Source organism: Streptomyces sp. FIT100, assembly GCF_024584805.1.
GTDB lineage: Bacteria > Actinomycetota > Actinomycetes > Streptomycetales > Streptomycetaceae > Streptomyces.
Window position 1 is genome coordinate 5,372,418 of record NZ_CP075715.1, and the last position, 16,575, is coordinate 5,388,992.

The 16,575-nt window shown below is 68.1% G+C and carries 12 protein-coding genes; 8 read left to right on the forward strand and 4 right to left on the reverse strand.

The window, feature by feature from the left end:
* Positions 1-12: 12 nt before the first annotated feature.
* Entirely contained in the window at positions 13-924 is a 912-nt protein-coding gene (locus KK483_RS24295; RefSeq protein ID WP_262007352.1) for a 1-aminocyclopropane-1-carboxylate deaminase/D-cysteine desulfhydrase, read from the reverse strand.
* 117 nt (positions 925-1,041) lie between these two features.
* The gene (locus tag KK483_RS24300) at positions 1,042-1,632 is read right to left on the reverse strand and encodes an N-acetylmuramoyl-L-alanine amidase (RefSeq protein WP_262007353.1); all 591 of its coding nucleotides are present in this window, start codon (positions 1,630-1,632) and stop codon (positions 1,042-1,044) included.
* Positions 1,633-1,909: 277 nt separating this feature from the next.
* Here KK483_RS24300 and KK483_RS24305 point away from each other — a divergent pair, with 277 nt between their 5' ends.
* From KK483_RS24305 to KK483_RS24330, 6 genes are all read left to right on the forward strand, one after another.
* Entirely contained in the window at positions 1,910-3,352 is a 1,443-nt protein-coding gene (locus tag KK483_RS24305) for a family 2B encapsulin nanocompartment shell protein (RefSeq protein ID WP_262007354.1), read from the forward strand.
* A gap of 107 nt (positions 3,353-3,459) precedes the next feature.
* Positions 3,460-4,500 (forward strand): family 2 encapsulin nanocompartment cargo protein polyprenyl transferase, encoded by a 1,041-nt coding sequence (locus KK483_RS24310; protein WP_262009672.1) that lies wholly within the window; start codon positions 3,460-3,462, stop codon positions 4,498-4,500.
* 93 nt (positions 4,501-4,593) lie between these two features.
* Positions 4,594-5,202: an N-acetyltransferase gene (locus tag KK483_RS24315; protein ID WP_262007355.1), complete on the forward strand. Its 609-nt coding sequence runs from the start codon at positions 4,594-4,596 to the stop codon at positions 5,200-5,202.
* A 109-nt stretch (positions 5,203-5,311) separates the two neighbouring features.
* Positions 5,312-5,896 (forward strand): dihydrofolate reductase family protein, encoded by a 585-nt coding sequence (locus tag KK483_RS24320; RefSeq protein ID WP_262007356.1) that lies wholly within the window; start codon positions 5,312-5,314, stop codon positions 5,894-5,896.
* An 88-nt stretch (positions 5,897-5,984) separates the two neighbouring features.
* Positions 5,985-6,248 carry a hypothetical protein gene (locus tag KK483_RS24325; protein WP_262007357.1) on the forward strand — a complete coding sequence of 88 codons (264 nt, stop codon included), beginning with the start codon at positions 5,985-5,987 and terminating at the stop codon, positions 6,246-6,248.
* Positions 6,249-6,343: 95 nt separating this feature from the next.
* A complete protein-coding gene (locus KK483_RS24330; protein ID WP_262007358.1) occupies positions 6,344-6,796 on the forward strand; it encodes a DUF6304 family protein in 453 nt (150 codons plus the stop codon).
* A gap of 128 nt (positions 6,797-6,924) precedes the next feature.
* On the opposite strand, the gene snpA is transcribed toward KK483_RS24330, so the two are convergent.
* Entirely contained in the window at positions 6,925-7,596 is a 672-nt protein-coding gene (gene snpA, locus KK483_RS24335; protein ID WP_262007359.1) for a snapalysin, read from the reverse strand.
* A gap of 198 nt (positions 7,597-7,794) precedes the next feature.
* Between snpA and KK483_RS24340 the strand changes: the two genes are divergently transcribed.
* Positions 7,795-8,760, forward strand: a complete 966-nt coding sequence (locus KK483_RS24340) for a LysR family transcriptional regulator (RefSeq protein WP_262007360.1) — start codon at positions 7,795-7,797, stop codon at positions 8,758-8,760.
* A 406-nt stretch (positions 8,761-9,166) separates the two neighbouring features.
* The gene (locus KK483_RS24345) at positions 9,167-14,269 is read left to right on the forward strand and encodes a hypothetical protein (protein WP_262007361.1); all 5,103 of its coding nucleotides are present in this window, start codon (positions 9,167-9,169) and stop codon (positions 14,267-14,269) included.
* Between the two features lie 685 nt (positions 14,270-14,954).
* On the opposite strand, the gene KK483_RS24350 is transcribed toward KK483_RS24345, so the two are convergent.
* Entirely contained in the window at positions 14,955-16,556 is a 1,602-nt protein-coding gene (locus KK483_RS24350) for a hypothetical protein (protein WP_262007362.1), read from the reverse strand.
* Positions 16,557-16,575: the final 19 nt, after the last annotated feature.

Here is a 16,575-nt window from a genome sequence, read left to right on the forward strand (position 1 = left end):
GCCCGCGGGCGGTCACCCGCTGCCGGTGACGACCGCCGCGAGGGCCGTCCCCGGCGGGAAGGCGCCTTCGCCGGCGAGGGCGACGAGCCCGTACAGCATTTTGGCGACATAGAGACGTTCCACGGGCAGTCCGTGCCGCGCCTCGAAGTCCTCGGCGAAGGCGTCGAGCACGGGGTCCGTGCGGGCGTAGCCGCCGAAGTGGAAGCGGTCGTCCAGCGACCAGTCGCCCGCCGGGCCGCCGAAGGCGTCCTGCTGAAGGTCCCGCACGTCATCGGCGAGGAAGCCGCCCTTGAGCACGGCGATACCGAGCGCACGCTGCCCCGGGGCGAGCTCGGCGGCGAGCCCGGCCAGCGTCCCGCCCGTCCCACAGGCCACGGCGACCACGTCGGCCACGCCGTGCAGTTCGCGCCCGAGCTCCACGCAGCCCCGTACGGCAGCCGTGTTGCTACCGCCCTCCGGGACGACGTAGCAGTCGCGGTACTCGCTCGGCAGATCGGCCGACAGTCCGGTCAGCAGTTCGGTCAGCACCTGCGGATCGGCCTTGCGGCGGTACGTCGCGCGGTCCACGAAACGCAGCCGCATCCCGTCCGCCGCGCACCGGGCGAGCGAGGGGTTCAGCGGCCGTCCCGCGAGTTCCTCGCCGCGTACGACCCCGATGGTGGGGAAACCGAGCAGCCGGCCCGCGGCGGCGGTGGCCCGCAGATGGTTGGAGTACGCCCCGCCGAAGGTCAGGACCGGGCGTCCGGCCGCGGCCGCCAGGTTTGGCGCGAGCTTGCGCCATTTGTTGCCCGGAAGATCCGGGTGGATCAGATCGTCGCGCTTGAGCAGCAGCCGTACGCCGTGCCGGGTGAAGCGCTCGTCCTCGACCGGCTCCACGGGGGAGGGGAGCCGGGGGCGCAGGTCGGCGAGGTCGAACGCGTTCACCCGGACATTGTCACCCGGGGCCCGCCGTCCGGATCTTGGTGGGCCGATCCGGACGAGGAGCCCCCTGCGTCACTTCACCCGCTGCGTCAGCTGCTACGTCAGCCGCTGCGTCAGCCGTTACTTCAGCCGTTCCTCGATGCGCGCGCGCATCGACGCCATGGTGAAGCCGCGCGGGTCGATCTTGCCGGGCTGCCACTCCAGGTGGCCGATCACGGAGCGCTGGTTCCACCCGTGGCGGCGGCAGACCGCCGCGGCGGCCTTCTCGATGGCCTCCAGCTGGACCGCCGGCCACGGGTCCTTGCCGTCGCCGAGGTTCTCGCACTCGAAGCCGTAGAAGTGGCGGTTCCCGTCGGTGTTGGCCTCGTCGTCCGGGGGCAGGCCCCGCTCGGCGATGACGGCGCGCAGGACGTCGTCGTCGCCGAGACCTGCGTGGTTGGCGCGGCCGTAACCGACCAGATGGACCTTGCCGTCCTTGGCGATGACGCCGTGACAGAGGGGCCCGGGGAGGGAGGCATAGCCGTCGCGGCAGATGCGGACGGTGTTCGCGGTGCCCTTGGTGACGGTGTGATGGATCATCACGCCGTGTACGGGACCCCAAGGGCCCTTGTGATTGCGGTTGTGCGTACGCCAGTCGCCGACTTCGACGACCGTGAGCCCCTCGTCGCGCAGGGCGTCGAGGAAGCTGCTCGCGGACATGGGTGGGGACATGGCCGACTCCTTCGTGTGGGGTGGGGTGGTGCCGGGGCGGTACGAGCCGGAACGGCCCGTACCGGATGTGTACCCAACCCCGTTGACCACCCGCCGTGTTCGCACCGTATGCGATGCGATCCGGACAGCCGAAGGCGTGATGACCCCCGGCGCGCGGAGGCGTGCCTCCTGCCCCGCCCGGCACCGACTAGTCCCACTCATTTGTGTAATGGCGAGCCCACTCACCGTGCTGGAAGGCTCTTCCTCGCAGGTCAACCCATGATCGTGAGGGAGTCTCATGTCGGTTGGTTCGGTCGGTTCGGTTGGTCCGGTCGGTGACGAGGCGCGCGAGGACGGACGGGACCGGGCGCTGCCGCAGCAGAGTCTCGGTACGGCCGCCGCGCGGAACCTGGCGACCACCACCAAGTCGGCGCCGCAGATGCAGGAGATCACCTCCAGGTGGCTGCTGCGGATGCTGCCCTGGGTCCAGGTCCAGGGCGGCGCGTACCGGGTCAACCGGCGGCTCAGCCACTCGGTGGGCGACGGGCGCGTCACCTTCGTCCAGACCGGAGGCCAGGTCCAGGTCATCCCCGCCGAGCTCGGGGAGCTGCCGTCCCTGCGCGGATACGGCGACGAGGCGGTCCTGGCCGAACTGGCCCAGCGCTGCCGCCAGGTGGAGTTCGCCCCCGGTGACGTGCTCGCCGCCGAGGGGGAGCCGGCCGACCGGGTCCTCCTCCTCGCGCACGGCCGCGTGGAGCAGATCGGCGCGGGGCCCTACGGGGACGAGGCGGTGCTCGGAGTCCTCGCCGACGGCGCGCACTTCGGCGACCGGTCGCTCGTCGACGGCGCCGTCGTATGGGAGTGGACGGCGCGGGCGGCCACCGCCTGTGTCGTGCTGGAGCTGACCCGGCAGGACGTGCTCACCCTCGCCGACCGCGCCGAGTCGCTCGGCGCCCATCTCCTCTCGCTTCGGTCGCTGCCGCACCAGCGGACCAACAAGTACGGCGAGGCCGCCATCGACCTGTCCGCGGGCCACGTCGGCGAAGCCGTCGTTCCGCACACCTATGTGGACTACGAGGCGGCCCCCCGCGAATACGAACTGAGCGTCGCCCAGACCGTGCTGAAGGTCCACAGCCGGGTGGCGGACCTCTACAACCAGCCGATGAACCAGACGGAGCAGCAGCTGCGGCTGACCGTCGAGGCCCTGCGCGAGCGCCAGGAGGACGAGCTCATCAACAACCGGGAGTTCGGGCTCCTGGCCAACTGCGACTACGGGCAGCGGCTCCAGCCGCACGACGGCGTTCCCGGGCCGGACGACATGGACGAACTGCTGTCGCGGCGGCGCGGCTCCAAGCTCTTCCTGGCCCATCCGCGCGCCATCGCGGCCTTCGGCCGAGAGTGCAGCAGGCGCGGGATCTACCCGGACACGGTGGACATCGGCGGCCACCGCATCCCCGCCTGGCGCGGAGTCCCCATCTTCCCGTGCAACAAGATCCCGGTCTCCGACGCCAGGACCACCTCGATCCTGTGCATGCGTACGGGCGAGGACGACCAGGGCGTCGTCGGCCTGCGGCAGAGCGGCATCCCCGACGAGATCGAGCCGAGCCTCTCGGTCCGCTTCATGGGCATCGATGAGCAGGCGATCATCTCGTACCTGGTCACGGCCTACTACTCGGCCGCGGTCCTCGTCCCCGACGCCCTCGGCGTACTGGAGAACGTCGAGGTCAGCCGCTGGCGCTGACCGGTCGGCCGGCGCCTGCGCCGGCCCTCCGAACCGGCGGGGCGGCCGCGGCCCATGCCGGCGGCCGCCCCGCCCCACCGCCTTTCGCAGAGGAAGAGACCGTGACCATGACCAGCACCGACGCCGCCACCGACGGCCACGAGGCCGCGGTACTCCTGGAGCGCACCCGCACGGCCGTGAACCCCCGGCTGCGCGACACCGTCGAGTCGCTGCCCGGCTCCATACGCCGCGTGGCGATGTACCACTTCGGCTGGGAGCACGCCGACGGCACCCCGGCCGCCGGTTCCGCCGGAAAGGCGATCAGGCCCGCCCTCGTGCTCGCCGCCACGAGAGCGTTGGGCGGGGATCCGCCCCAGGCCGTGCGGGCCGCGGCGGCCGTCGAGCTCGCCCACAACTTCACGCTGCTCCACGACGACGTGATCGACGCGGACCCGACCCGCCGTCATCGGCCCACCGCCTGGGCCGTGTTCGGCACTCCCGACGCCATCGTCGCCGGCGACGCGATGCTCGCGCTCGCCCTGAGGCTGCTCGCGGAGGACCGCCACCCGGCGTCCGCCGCCGCCTCGGCCCGGCTCGCCGCCTGCGTCATCGAGCTCTGCGCCGGACAGCAGGCGGACTGCGCCTTCGAGCAGCGCGGACCGCACGAGGTCACGCTCGACGAGTGCCTCGCCATGGCCACCGCGAAGACCGGGGCGCTGCTGGGCTGCGCCTGCGCCCTCGGCGCGCTGTACGCGGGAGCGGGCGAGGAGACGGCCGCCGCGATGGACGCCTTCGGACGGGAGGCGGGGCTGGCCTTCCAGCTCATCGACGACCTGATCGGCATCTGGGGCGATCCGGAGCGCACGGGCAAACCGGCCGGCTCCGATCTGGCCGCGTACAAGAAGTCCCTTCCGGTGGTCGCGGCGCTGCGCTCGGGCACCGCGGCGGGCGCGGAGCTGGCCGAGCTGTACCGGCGGCCCATGGACCCGCAGGCGGTCCGGCGCGCCGCCGACGCCGTGGACCGAGCGGGCGGCCGGGACTGGGCGCAGCTCCAGGCCGCGGACCGGATGTCCCGGGCGGTCCAGCAGCTGTCCCGGGCCGTGCCGGACCTGGCGGCCGCCGGGGACCTGCTGTCCCTTGCGGAGTTCGTCACACGCCGCACCCGCTGACGCTGAGCAGGCCGCCTGCCCGCGCCCGGCCCGCCAACTCTAGGATCACTGCGACCTGTTGCTGATCACAGAGATCCGAGAGAGGGGCCGGGCATGGGCGTACGCATACGGCAGGCGGGGCAGGCGGACCGGGAGACGGTGACGCGGCTGCTCGACGAGGTGTTCCGGCACGACCCGGTGAGCAGCTGGGTCTTCCCCGACGAGGACCACCGGCGCCGGGTGCACGGCGTCTTCATGGGCGTCTTCGCCGACATCGCGCTCGCCGAGGGCCGGATCGACATGACCGAGGACGGGACGGCCGTGGCGCTCTGGCTCGACGTGCCCGCCGGGCTGCCGGACGAGGAGGACGACACCCCCGCCCGGATGCGGGAGATCGCCGACCCGGACAACGAACGGGCCGAGCTCGTCGGGCGGCTGACCGGCGCGGTCCATCCGCACGACCGCGCGCATGCCTATCTGCTGCTCATCGCCGTCTCCCCGGAGCACCAGGGCCAGGGCCTCGGCTCCGCGCTCATCGCCCCGGTGCTGGAGCGCTGCGACCGCGAGGGCGTGCCGGCCTATCTGGAGGCCAGCAACGTCCGCAGCCGCGGGCTGTACGAGCGGCTCGGTTTCGCCTTCACGGGCCGTACGGTCGACCTTCCCGACGGTCCGCACATGTGGCCGATGTGGCGCGAGCCCGCGGGCCCGGGGGACGGCTCCTGACTCCCGGGCCTCCCCGAATCCCCGGTCTCCGAGCGCCCTGGACCAGCACGCTCCACCGCCGGCCGGCATCACCGGAGAACACCGGCATCAGCAGAAACAGAGGACCGCAGTGCGTCAGCTCACCTACTTCATCGCCTGCTCGATCGACGGCTTCATCGGCGACCCGAACGGCGACGCGTCGTCCATGTTCGGCTTCGCCGCCGCGGAGTACCTGGAGTTCCTGAAGGCCGAGTACCCCGAGACCCTCCCCGTCCAGGCGCGCGGTGCGCTGGGACTCCAGGACGCCGCGAACAAGCACTTCGACACGCTGATCCAGGGCCGGGCCAGCTACCAGCTGGCGCTGGACGCCGGCATCACCAGCCCGTACGGACAGCTGCGCGAGTACGTCGCCTCGCGCACCCTGGAGAAGTCGCCCGATCCGAACGTCGAGATCATCTCCGACGACTTGGTCGGCAGGGTCCGCGCGCTCAAGGCGGAGGACAGCGGCCTCGGCATCTACCTCTGCGGGGGCTCGCAGCTCGCCGGTGAGCTCATCGACGAGATCGACGAGCTGGTGATCAAGACCTACCCGCAGGTGTACGGCGCCGGCATGCCGATGTTCGGCACGGACTTCGCGGTCACGGACTTCACACTGGACTGGGTGCGCACGTTCGACAGCGGCGTGCTCGTGCGGAAGTACACCCGGAAGCGTTAGCCGTGCCGGGAGGCTGACGCGAGAGGGCTCCTCGTGCGCTGTTCCTCGTGCGCTGTTCGTCCTGAGCATGCCGCCCTATCCTTGAGCCATGGGCAGCGAAGGACGTCGGACCGTCCGCCGCCCGCAGGACGAGCAGGTGTGCCCGGCCTGTGGACAGCCTCTCGGTACCGTCATCAAACGACGCAAGGTGCTCGGGGCTTTCGTCCCCGAGTGGGTCCGCGACGCCTGTCACAACCCCGACTGCGGGCTCGGCACCGAGCCCACCGAGGGGCCGGACGCCGCAGACAGGGGCACGGGCGGGCGCGGGGACGGGGAGGCCACGACGGGCTCGGCCGCGGGGCCGTCCACCTAGGCCGGCGGCGCCGGTGAGGGCCGTTCGGGCGTTCGACGCGTCGAAGGGGTGACCGGCTGTACAGCGGAGCCAGTCATACCGCTACAGTCCGCGCCATGTCATCGGAGTCGACGGAAGTCTGGACCGGCTGGTACCGGGACCGCCGGGGTGCGGAATCGATCGCCATCACGGTCTCGGTCACCACGCAGGGGCGGGAAGTGCGCACCCGCATCAGGGGAAACGAGTACGAGGGGCCGGGATTCGCCGCACTGTGCGCGGTGGACTCGGGCGAGGCCCTCTCCGGCTGCGTACTGGAATGGGATCTGCCGCTGCCCGTCGCCCTCGACGGGGTGGAGCACCGGGCGACGCTCAGCTGCCTGTTGTCCGTCGGCGAGCACGGCACGGGGGACCGCCGCGACCGCGTCGATCTGAGCCTGACCCTGCACTTCGGCGGGGCGGCGTACGAGTCCGGGATCGCCGGCGGTGACTTCGACGAGGCCCTCGGCCGTATCCGGCGCCAGCTGCCGGAGGGCGCGGAATTCGGACGGAGGCTGCTGGCGAGCGCCTGACCCCCCGCCCGGTGCTGCCGCGGACCACACGGAAACGCCCCGCGCCCAGGTGAGGACACCTGGGCGCGGGGCGCCATGGGGGTGGGGGGTGGCTGCCGAGGGCCGGGCCCGCAGGCCCGGCCGACGGGTCAGGAGACCTTCGCGAGGGCGGCGGCGAGGCCGTTCGCCCACAGCTGGTCGACGCGGGCCCGCTCGGCCGCGTCCGGGTAGGCGTTCTGGCAGGACGTTCCGGGCCCGCCGCCCGACATCAGCTCGCTGCACGGACCCGAGTAGTGGTCGGGCAGCCCGAGCACGTGGCCGGTCTCGTGGGCGGTGACGCGGGTGGAGTTGTACTGCTGGTTCTGCCGGTAGTCGAGGAAGATGTAACCGCGGCCGTGTCCGTCGGTGCTGGCGTACGAGCCGCGCGGGTCGTTGCCCTCGTAGTACTGGAAGTCCGGGCTGCTGCCCTCCGTCAGGCGGACGTTGGCGACCGAGCCGTTCCATATCTGGGTGCTGGCCGCTATCTGGGAACGGAAGCTGGGCGCGTTGCTCGTGCTGTAGACGACGGTGACGGCCTGGGCACCGGGGTTCTTGGCGCGCTTCTCGGCGACCGACTTCACGACCGCGTCGAAGAAGGCCCTCGTCGCCTGCGCGTCCTCCGCCGAGCCGGCGTAGGCCACGGCCGAAGCAGGCGCCGATGACGAGGGACTGGCGTTGGGGATCGCGGCCGCGGGGACGGCTGCGGCGGGTACGGTGGCGGTCAGGGCCGCGGCGAGGCCGAGACCGAGGGCGGCGGAAACTAACGCCTTGGGATGTTGCATGGGGGGTTCTCCTGCTCATCCGAGTGGGGGTTCGGTAGAGCAGAGTTTCGGGGAGCACTGGCCGTCCGCGGATGATGCCAACAGGCGATAGCACCACCGCATCACGCCAACGAGCAGCCCCAACCACCTTGCAGACGCGGCAAATTACTGCGACTCCGGTGTCTGGTGTGACGGAACACACCGTCCTACGCTCGACGCATGGAGCTGGAGGTGAGGCACCTGCGCGCGCTGTGCGCGATCGCCGACACGGGCAGCCTGCACAAGGCCGCCCGGCAGCTGGGAATGAGCCAGCCCTCCCTGACGACCCAGCTGCGCCGCATCGAGAACGCCCTCGGCGCCGAGCTGTTCCAGCGCGGGCGCACGGGCTGCCGGCCGACCCCGCTGGGCCACGCGGTGCTGAGCCGCGCCCGTCCGCTCGTCGCCGAGATGTCCGCGCTGGTACGGGAGGCCAGGGCCACCGTCGCCCGGGCCGACGACCGCCGTCTGCGCATCGGCTCCACCGCGAGCCGCGCCCTGGTCGGCTGGCTCCGCCGCCTCCGGCAGCGGCTGCCCGACGGCACGGAGCTCTCCCTCCACATGAACGTCTCGGCCAACGCCCTGCTCCGCATGGTCGCCGCGGGCCATCTCGACGTCGCCTTCGTCCACGAGGTGGAGGGCTGCCCGCTGCGGATGCCGGACGGGCTGGAGCAGCGCGTACTCGTCGAGCGCGAGCCCCAGTTCATCTCCATGGCCCGTGACCACCCGGCCGCCGCGGCCCCCGTCGTCGACCTGACCGACCTCGCGGAGGACCACTGGATGGTCGACCCCACGGTCGACGGCGAATGGGACGGGCTGCGCCGCGTCCTCGCCGCGGCCGGAATCGACCCCCCGGTCCTGCACGCGGACTACCACACGGCCGCGTCCCTCATCGTGGTCGGCGAGGCCGTCGCCCCCTGCCAGCCCACCTCGGGCCCGCGCGACGACATGGCCATCCGCCCCTTACGGAACGACCCGCTCGCCGTCCGTCTGCTGCTCTGCCGCCACCCGGGCGGCAGCGAGGAGACGTACGCCCTCGTCTACGCCGAACTCGCCGCGGCCTACCGCGAGGCAGCGCTGCGCGCCTCCACGTACCGCCAGTGGCTCCTCCGCAACAAGAGCCCGCTGCTGCACGCCCCTGCGGCATGAGCAGCACCCGCCGCCCCCGACCGGCCGGGGCTCGGGACGGGCCCGCTCATCGGGTCCGGGCATACCGATGGCCGCCTCGGCCAGTCCGGGTGAACGCGACCGCACCCGGCCCGTCATGGCCGCCCTGTCGGGCGGTCTGCGGACCGGGTGCGGAAGAGGGGAGAGCAGGAAGGCCGGATCAGGCCTTCTTCGTCTCCCAGTAATGGGCTGGGTCGGTGACCTGCAGCGACGAGTGCCGCAGGTCGCTGACCTGGCCTTTTGGTGATGGCTGGCGATGGGGTGCGACGGTCTCGATCGGGTGTCCTGCGGACTGTGTGCGGACTGGCGCCATATCACTTCACGGCTCTCGGCGCACCGCTACGGTGAGCAGTGCGGCCACTGACAGCACGATGCCACTGAGGAACGCATGAACGAGTCTGTTGCACCGGATGCTGCTGCTCGGTCCGAGGGCGAGACGACATCCAGATCCGCCACTGTTCCCCAGGATGCGAACGGCGTGGGCGTCACCGCCGCGACCGGCAAGACTGAGCGAGGATCGAGCACCTACGCCACCGGAGGTGGAGGCGTTTCGTTCGCGCACCGCGTCGCGGCCGTCTATCTCGCCGGCATGTTGACCAGCGCACGACGGGGGGAGACATCTGAGCTGCCGGTTCGGAGGGTCTCATTCCAAACTGGTCCGGCGCATCCGGTGGATGACCTTCTTGTGGAGTGTGGCGATGAGTCGGGCGAGGTCACCCTCGCCGTGGCATGCCGCGCGACGCCGGATTTTGTCCCAAGCCATGACGAGACGGTGAAGCTCGTCGGGTCGCTGCTTTCCGAAGTCGAAAGGTTTGACACAGACATTCACCAGGTCGCTGTCGCAACCGCCGGCCGGTCCAATCAGTGGGACCATCTCGCAACGCTCTGCGATATCGCGCGGGCTCATGCCGACCAGGAGTCGTTCCAAGCGTCCATGGCCGTCGACGGCCGATGGTCGAAGCCGGTGCGTGAGCGGCAGAGGCATTTTCTGAAGATGGTCGAGAAGGTCGTCGAAAACGGCACAGTACCGAAAGAGATCCTGCGGCTGGCATGGCGGCTGCTCGGCCGGCTGCACATCCTCGGTTTTGCTGTCCAAAGCCCGGACGAAGGTGACCGCGCGGCAGTCGCAACGTCGCTGGACGGCGTGGCCTCAGCTGCCACCGACGGAGTGGGGGTCCGGAACCGGCTCGAGGTCGAGGCAACCCGCTACGACGCGGCGGGCGCCGTGGTGGACCTCAAGGTGCTTCGCCGTGACATTCACGTGCTCCTGGACTCGGCCGCGACGCGAAGCCGGCACGCGTGGTCGGTGCTCGCCGAACAACGCAAGCTGGCTGTTGCCCGTGTGCGGACCACGATCGGTGATGAGGCATCTGGAGGACCGGTCGAGATCTCGTTCGACGACCGCCGCGAGCAACTCACCGGGGCCCTACGCGAGGCAGGTGCTCGTGTTTCGGTTCTGCTGGTGTCTGGCGAGTCGGGCATTGGCAAGAGCGCACTGACGCTGTCGGCCGTCGAAGGGTTGGAAGCCGCAGACCCCGTTGGGTTCCAGGGGGTGGTGGTGAACTTCCGCGGCTTGCCGCAGTCGAGCTTGGAGTTGCGGGATGCGCTCGGGATGTCGCTGGAGGATGTGCTCGCGGAGACATCGGCACCCTCTCGGGTCCTGGTCATCGATGCGGCTGATGCTGCCCTGGAGCGATCTTCCGGCCTGTTGAGTGACCTGGTGTCGGCAGCGGCTGCGGCGGGTGTGGGCATCGTCGCGGTGACCTCTGACGTGGCAATGGGTTTCGTACGAGAACAGGTGGAGTCGGGGTTCGCGAAGTCCATTTCATCCTTCGAGATGCGGCCGTTGGACGATGAGGGCATCTCTGTCGTCTCGGACCACTTCCCGCTCTTGCGTAAGGTCCTGCGGGACCTGCCTGTGAACTCGTTGCTGAGAAGGCCCGTTGTGCTCGACCTTCTGGCTCGGACCGGGGCGGAGCCAGAAAGTTCACTGGGTGAGTGGGAATGTCTTGATCTGGTGTGGAGCCGGATTGTTCGCGGCGATGGGCGGCCCGGCGTCGGCTCGGCGGAGGCACGTGAACAGACGTTGCTCGCAGTAGCCGCAGAGACCATGAAGCTGCCCGAGGACCGTCGACCTCGCGCAAGCATCGATGCTGCAGCGGTCGACGCGCTGCGTCGGGATCATTTGCTCGCACCACCGAGCCGGTATCGGAATCAGCCGGAATTTGCACATGACGAAGTCCGGCGGTACGCAACCGCCATCCTTCTCGTCCGTGGTCCAAGCCCCACCGATTTGCTGCAGGCGGCAGGAGCGCCTCGGTGGGCGCTGTCGGCCGCCATTCTTGCGTGCGAGGGGCTACTGCAAGCACCGGACGCTCGGCCTGTCCGAAAGTTCATCGAACTGAGCTCGCAATTCCAGATATTCGCGGCAGCACGCGGTCCCCGGTGGGCCGACGTTCCGGTAGAGGCGGTACTAGAGACATCATTCGGGTATAAATGCCTCAAGTCGGCGTGCGCGGACCAGTCGGTCGGTTTGGTGCTCGGCGAGGTAGTTCGAGTCGCTCAGCAGCGGCATAAGGTCAATGGGCTGGTCGACCGTCTGGTCGCGAAGCCCGTTGTGCAGCTCCTCCTCGATCACAAAGAGCCGTGGAACGTGTCGAAGGAGTCGTTTGAACTGCTCGCGGACTGGCTTCAATCCCTGTCCCTGGCGGACGTTCCGGCCGGCAACGAACTAAGAATCAGGCTTCGGGACCGTCTCCTTGCCTACTGGAACTCGTTCCCTCCCCGTAAAATCGACGGAGAGGCATTGCTCGGTGGGATGCCACAGCGTCGACGTCGCCGACGCGAGCTGGATTACCACCTGACGAAGAAAGAGTTCGTCGAAACGTTGGCCCTGCTCGGTCCGGACATCGATGACGCCGCCGAAGAGTGCCTTCGGGCTATCGCGGACGACGCGCCAGCGTCCCTGGCTCCGGCCGCGGACTCGCCGCTGAGCGCCCGAGCCTTGGCGCAGAAGACCCCAGAGCTACTAGCGACGTTGATGTCGGCCTACTACATCGACGACGAGCCGAGCTGGCACCGAGATGAGGGTGTCCGGGGGCATCAGGGCCGGTGGACAGGCTTCGGACCACCGTTCTTCCAGTACTACTTCGGTGGATTCTGGCAGCTGTTTCAGGCAGCTCCGTTGCCGACATCGGTGCGGGTACTGAACGACATCCTGAACAGCGGTGCGCGGGCGCGCGTAGCGACGCTGTCGCGGCTTAGTTCACCTGACGCATTTGCTGGGCCCGTCCGCGCCCGGAACGAAAGCGTAGATGTCGATCCAGAAAGCAGAGAAGGAGAAGACCGCGGTGCGGTCCTAAACCTTGACGGCACCGCCCGCCTGTATGTCGGCGACAGTCATGTGTGGAGCTGGTATCGGGGGACGTCAGTTGGCCCATACTCGGCTATGAGCGCACTCCAGGCGATGGAGCGTCTTGCCGACACGTGGTTGAGTCAGGGTGTGTCACCGAGGTTGGTTGTCGAGAAACTCTTGAAGGGCTGTGAGAACCTGGCTATTCCGGGGATGCTATTCGGTCTGCTGGTGCGTCACATTGAGAAAGTCGATACCGAGCTCGACCTTTTCCTCGCCGAACCTATTGTATGGGAGTTGGAGTTTGGCCGCAGGACGAGTGAATACGTAGGGCTGCGTGCGGCAACCGAAGGGCTCGCAAACCTTGAACGCCGCCAGTGGACACCGCGTGAGGTAGCCGTGTGGCTGATGGTGAACGGCGGACAGAAGCGGGCCCAGGCTTTGAAGCAGGTCGCCGACAAGCTTGTCGAGAACGGCGACCGACTGAGCATTAGCCAGGAGCGCACGAAGAACTGGGCCGCAAGCCTGGACCCGGAGCAGTATCGAGTTAAGCGGCATGGGGATGAGGTCTACATCGAGGTTGAACCACCGCTTGAGCTGCAAGCAGCGCAGGAAGCGCACGAGGCTCACCAGGAAGTCGTGCAGACTAGCCTGCGCCTTCAGAATCGGTACTGGGGCTCGGCCAAGCACGACGCGGAGTACGGTCCGCCCTCGTCGGAAGAGATCGCCGCGGACCTGGCGGCAGGACGTGCCTTGATCGAAGTCGATGAAGACCTGATGCCGAACCGGCCTGCGGACGCAGTTGCCCACGTCGTCCGAGCAGCGGTCGAACGAGCCGCCGCCGGCGATCTGGAGGCGCTGGGCTGCGAAGCGCAGTTCGCGGCCGAGTTCGTCCTCGGCATCGCGTCATTGTTCCAAGACGCCGAGAACCAGGTCCATGAGGACCAGTACTTCGACCTCAGTGCCGACCGAGCTGTGGCTCGAGCCCTGCCGGCGTTCCTTACACCCGCACTGGCTGCACCGCTGGAAGCGGCCGGCAGCTCGGCCGAAGATGTTGCCCAGGCCGGCCTTGCGATGGCAGACAAGGCGTCCTTGGAGACTCGGCTGTACCTGGCGCGTGGATGCGATGTCGTCTGGGACTCTCCTTGCCACGTCGACCCCTGCATCCACCGGACCGCCTTGCACTGGATGCTCGAGACCGCTCGTGGCGCAGAAATCGGTCCCTGGGACCAGGACGGCCAGAGTCGGTCGAAGGCCCGGATCACCGGCGACGTTGTTCAGCGCCTCCAGGAACTGCCCGGCGACTCGGTGGACATCGCGGTTCTCGACGCGGCCGTTCGCGGGCTCGGCGCAGCCTCGTCGGCAGAGCACTGTTGCACCGACGACGCGATGACGCTCCTCGCCGCGTTTCTCGACGTCGAGCGACGGGCCATGGTCACGCAGGAGAAAGAGGGCTGGTCCGCGGACGACCGCGGCATGCACACCCTTGTCGCCGCACGGGCTCTGCTCGAAGGATTCGCGAAGAACCGCGACGCAGGGCCGCTGCTCGACCACCTCGATGTTCTTCGCGCAGATGCACAGCTGATGTCGCATTTCCTTCACGGCCTCGCTGCGGCAGGTGCAGAGAACGAACGCTTGGCCGAAGCTGCCCGAGGCGTCTGGCCGTCGCTGCTGCGCCACGCCCTCGGCTACCTGAGTGACACCCCGAGCTCCTACCGCGACCACCACTGGGGGGACTGGGCCGCCGCCGCTCTGCTGCCGAGCCCGCTTTCGTGGACACAAGGCATGTACAACGAGGTCGCCGGTGAGCCCATCGACTGGGTGCGCGCTGAGGACTTCGTCGAGTTGATTGACGACTGGCTGCCAGCCGCTCGCGGAGAGGCCATGCCCCTCGACGCGCTCATCCGCATCCTTCGGAAGCTGCCGAAGGAAACGCAAGCGACTCGTGGCGTGTACTGGGTGTCCGACCTATGCATCCAAGAGGGGCGTGTCACGGTCAAGTGGTCCCGACTTTCGGACGACTGGCTCAAGGAGATCCGGAGAACGGCTGAGGAAATCGACGAGCTGGACAGCTGGCAGATGCTCGTCGATTCCTTGGTGGTCGCCGGAAATAAGCGCCTGGCGCCGTACAGCAGGTGACGCCGCAGGGGCCCTGTCCGGCAGTGACAGTGACAAGACCGAACTCGATGACTTCTGGCAGCGGCTCGCCGGTGACGTCTTTGGCATCGGGCGCGGCGCGGCGCGGGTCTCGCCCAGCGCTCGTTTCTCCGTGGAGAAGGCCCTGCCTTCCTTGGCGAGGGGTCGGCCGGGAGATCGTCGAACTGCCGGGAACCGTGGCTATCCGCGATCCCGGGCTCGTCATCGCCCACATGGCTTCGTACCGGGCTGGGCGGATCAGCACCATGTGCCCTTCGACGCGACCGCCGACCGTGAGCGCGTCCTCGTCGCCGGTCGCATCGCCCGTCACGGCGCGTACGAGATCACTTGCCTCGGTGGCGTCCTCCTCCGCAGCAGGTGAGGGGATCCGGCATCTTCCTCTTCCTCTCCCGTGGGCCCCGGGACGGCGGCGGCCCGCGCCGGGGGGCGGGCTGCTCCATTCGATCTCTGGCCTGCGACGGGCCAGGAGGGCGGGAGTAGCCTGGGTCTGGCCTTCCTGGTCTCCGTAACGGGACGGTTCGGTGACCTTCGGTGATGATGGCCGAAGATAGCCGAACTGCCCTTGCTGCTAACTGGCGATGGGCGCGACGGTCTTGATCGGTGTCTTGCGGACTGTGTGCGACTGGCAGGCAGCGCCCCGGCCCGGCGATTGCCCATCAGGGCGGCCTTACTCTTGCGGGGGCTTGGGTTCGCTCGCCCATTCGCTCAGACCGGTCAGCATGGACAGAGCTGATGTGAAGAAAGTCTTGACGGCTGCCGGTCCCCGCAAGTCGCCGAAGACCCTGGTGAGTGTCTTCTCGTAATCGCTGCTCTTACGGTGAGCCGTCGCCTTCGAACGGATCTCCTGGAGGTTTCGCAAGAACTGGGTGTCCCGTTCGGCATGCGGGTAACCCTGCTGTTCCATCCAGCGCTTGAACTTTGAGATACCCTTCTCGTTATCAATGCGGTCCGGCAGGCGCTTCTGGATCTCCCGTTCATTGAGGGCGTCAACGAAAAGCTGGGTCATAATTCGAATGCTGGACTCGAATTCTGCCTGTGAATCATTCAAGGGTAGGCGTAGGCGCTGTAGAAGCCCTGCATCGGCTTCCTCAGGCTTCCGGAAGAGCTCCCACCCGTAGACGTCCTCCCATGTGCGTCTGAAGGTCAGGTAATTGGAGCGAACTAGTAGGTCCTCGGCGGTGGGCTCGGCGGGCTGCCCCAGGAATGCTCGACGAATCAGAGTCTCGCTAGGTGGGCCGTCTTCTGTGACGTTGAAGCTGCGCCAATAGTCCCGCTCCTGCCTGGGTAGATCACGACCAAGGTCTCCAAGGAAGACGACGACGTAATCCTGGGCGCTGTTATCGAGTCGCAGGCCCCATAGTGATGCGCAACTGAGATATCCGTCCGATACGGTGTAGAGTTCAGGCTTCTCGTAGTACTTCTGCAGCACTTCCCGGAGAAAATATACGGGCGTGAGATAGTGTGGAGCATCGGGGTTCGCTCCGAAGTAGTTACTGAGAGAATCGAGATTGCAGCTGTATCGAATCTCATCGCCATCGGAGTCCGTCGCAATAATGAACTCCGGAAAGTGGGAGTCTTCCTCCTCGAACGGCCAGATCCCTCTCTTCTCGAACGATGGCGGTGGAACTACGCGGGTGCCGAGGAGGCGGGTAAACTTTCCGGTTCCGACTCGGTCTCCGGGGTGAAGGGAGATTCGTGCGGTGTCCGTGGTCAGATCAAAGGCTTCGGGAAGTGCGTCCTCTTTCTCGCCCATGCAGACGGAATCCAGATAGAGGATCAGGTCGTACCCTTGGGCGGCCTGGAACTGGCGCAGCAGTTTTGTGCGGACTGCGATCTTGTTGGCGGTCAGCTTGACGGCGGCCAATGAGGTGCCGTCATCCAGGGGCTGCGTGAATTGTGCGCTGAGCTCATCCCAGTAGAGATTGTGGTATAGCCGAAAGTGTTCGGCTAGCTCTCGGGTTGACGGTACTGCGCCATGGTATTCCCGGCACAGGACCAGCGGCTCGATGCCGTCTTCGGTGCTGCTGCGGAAGTACCTGGTTACGATCTCGCCGTTCTCTCGGTGCTGCGAGAAGCCGGGGCGAAAATCGCTCATGCTCACATCCCAGGACGGAGATTTGAGGATTCTCGTGCGCATCGCAGTCGGAGCGAAAGCGCAATAGATTCCGCCATTTCCGTTCTGCTCATGCCAATCTTCGTACACGGTTGTCCACGAGCCCTGCTCCATCGAGGTGAAGCGCCCAAGCATCTCTTCTTGCCGCAGATCCATTGGCGCATATTAGGTGTGC

Coding starts and splice junctions, on each gene's coding strand:
- KK483_RS24330 (WP_262007358.1), top strand. CDS start 6,344: ATGTCATCGGAGTCGACGGAAGTCTGGACCGGCTGGTACCGGGACCGC.
- KK483_RS24345 (WP_262007361.1), top strand. CDS start 9,167: ATGAACGAGTCTGTTGCACCGGATGCTGCTGCTCGGTCCGAGGGCGAG.
- snpA (WP_262007359.1), bottom strand. CDS start 7,596: ATGCAACATCCCAAGGCGTTAGTTTCCGCCGCCCTCGGTCTCGGCCTC.
- KK483_RS24350 (WP_262007362.1), bottom strand. CDS start 16,556: ATGGATCTGCGGCAAGAAGAGATGCTTGGGCGCTTCACCTCGATGGAG.
- KK483_RS24340 (WP_262007360.1), top strand. CDS start 7,795: ATGGAGCTGGAGGTGAGGCACCTGCGCGCGCTGTGCGCGATCGCCGAC.
- KK483_RS24315 (WP_262007355.1), top strand. CDS start 4,594: ATGGGCGTACGCATACGGCAGGCGGGGCAGGCGGACCGGGAGACGGTG.
- KK483_RS24300 (WP_262007353.1), bottom strand. CDS start 1,632: ATGTCCCCACCCATGTCCGCGAGCAGCTTCCTCGACGCCCTGCGCGAC.
- KK483_RS24305 (WP_262007354.1), top strand. CDS start 1,910: ATGTCGGTTGGTTCGGTCGGTTCGGTTGGTCCGGTCGGTGACGAGGCG.
- KK483_RS24325 (WP_262007357.1), top strand. CDS start 5,985: ATGGGCAGCGAAGGACGTCGGACCGTCCGCCGCCCGCAGGACGAGCAG.
- KK483_RS24310 (WP_262009672.1), top strand. CDS start 3,460: ATGACCAGCACCGACGCCGCCACCGACGGCCACGAGGCCGCGGTACTC.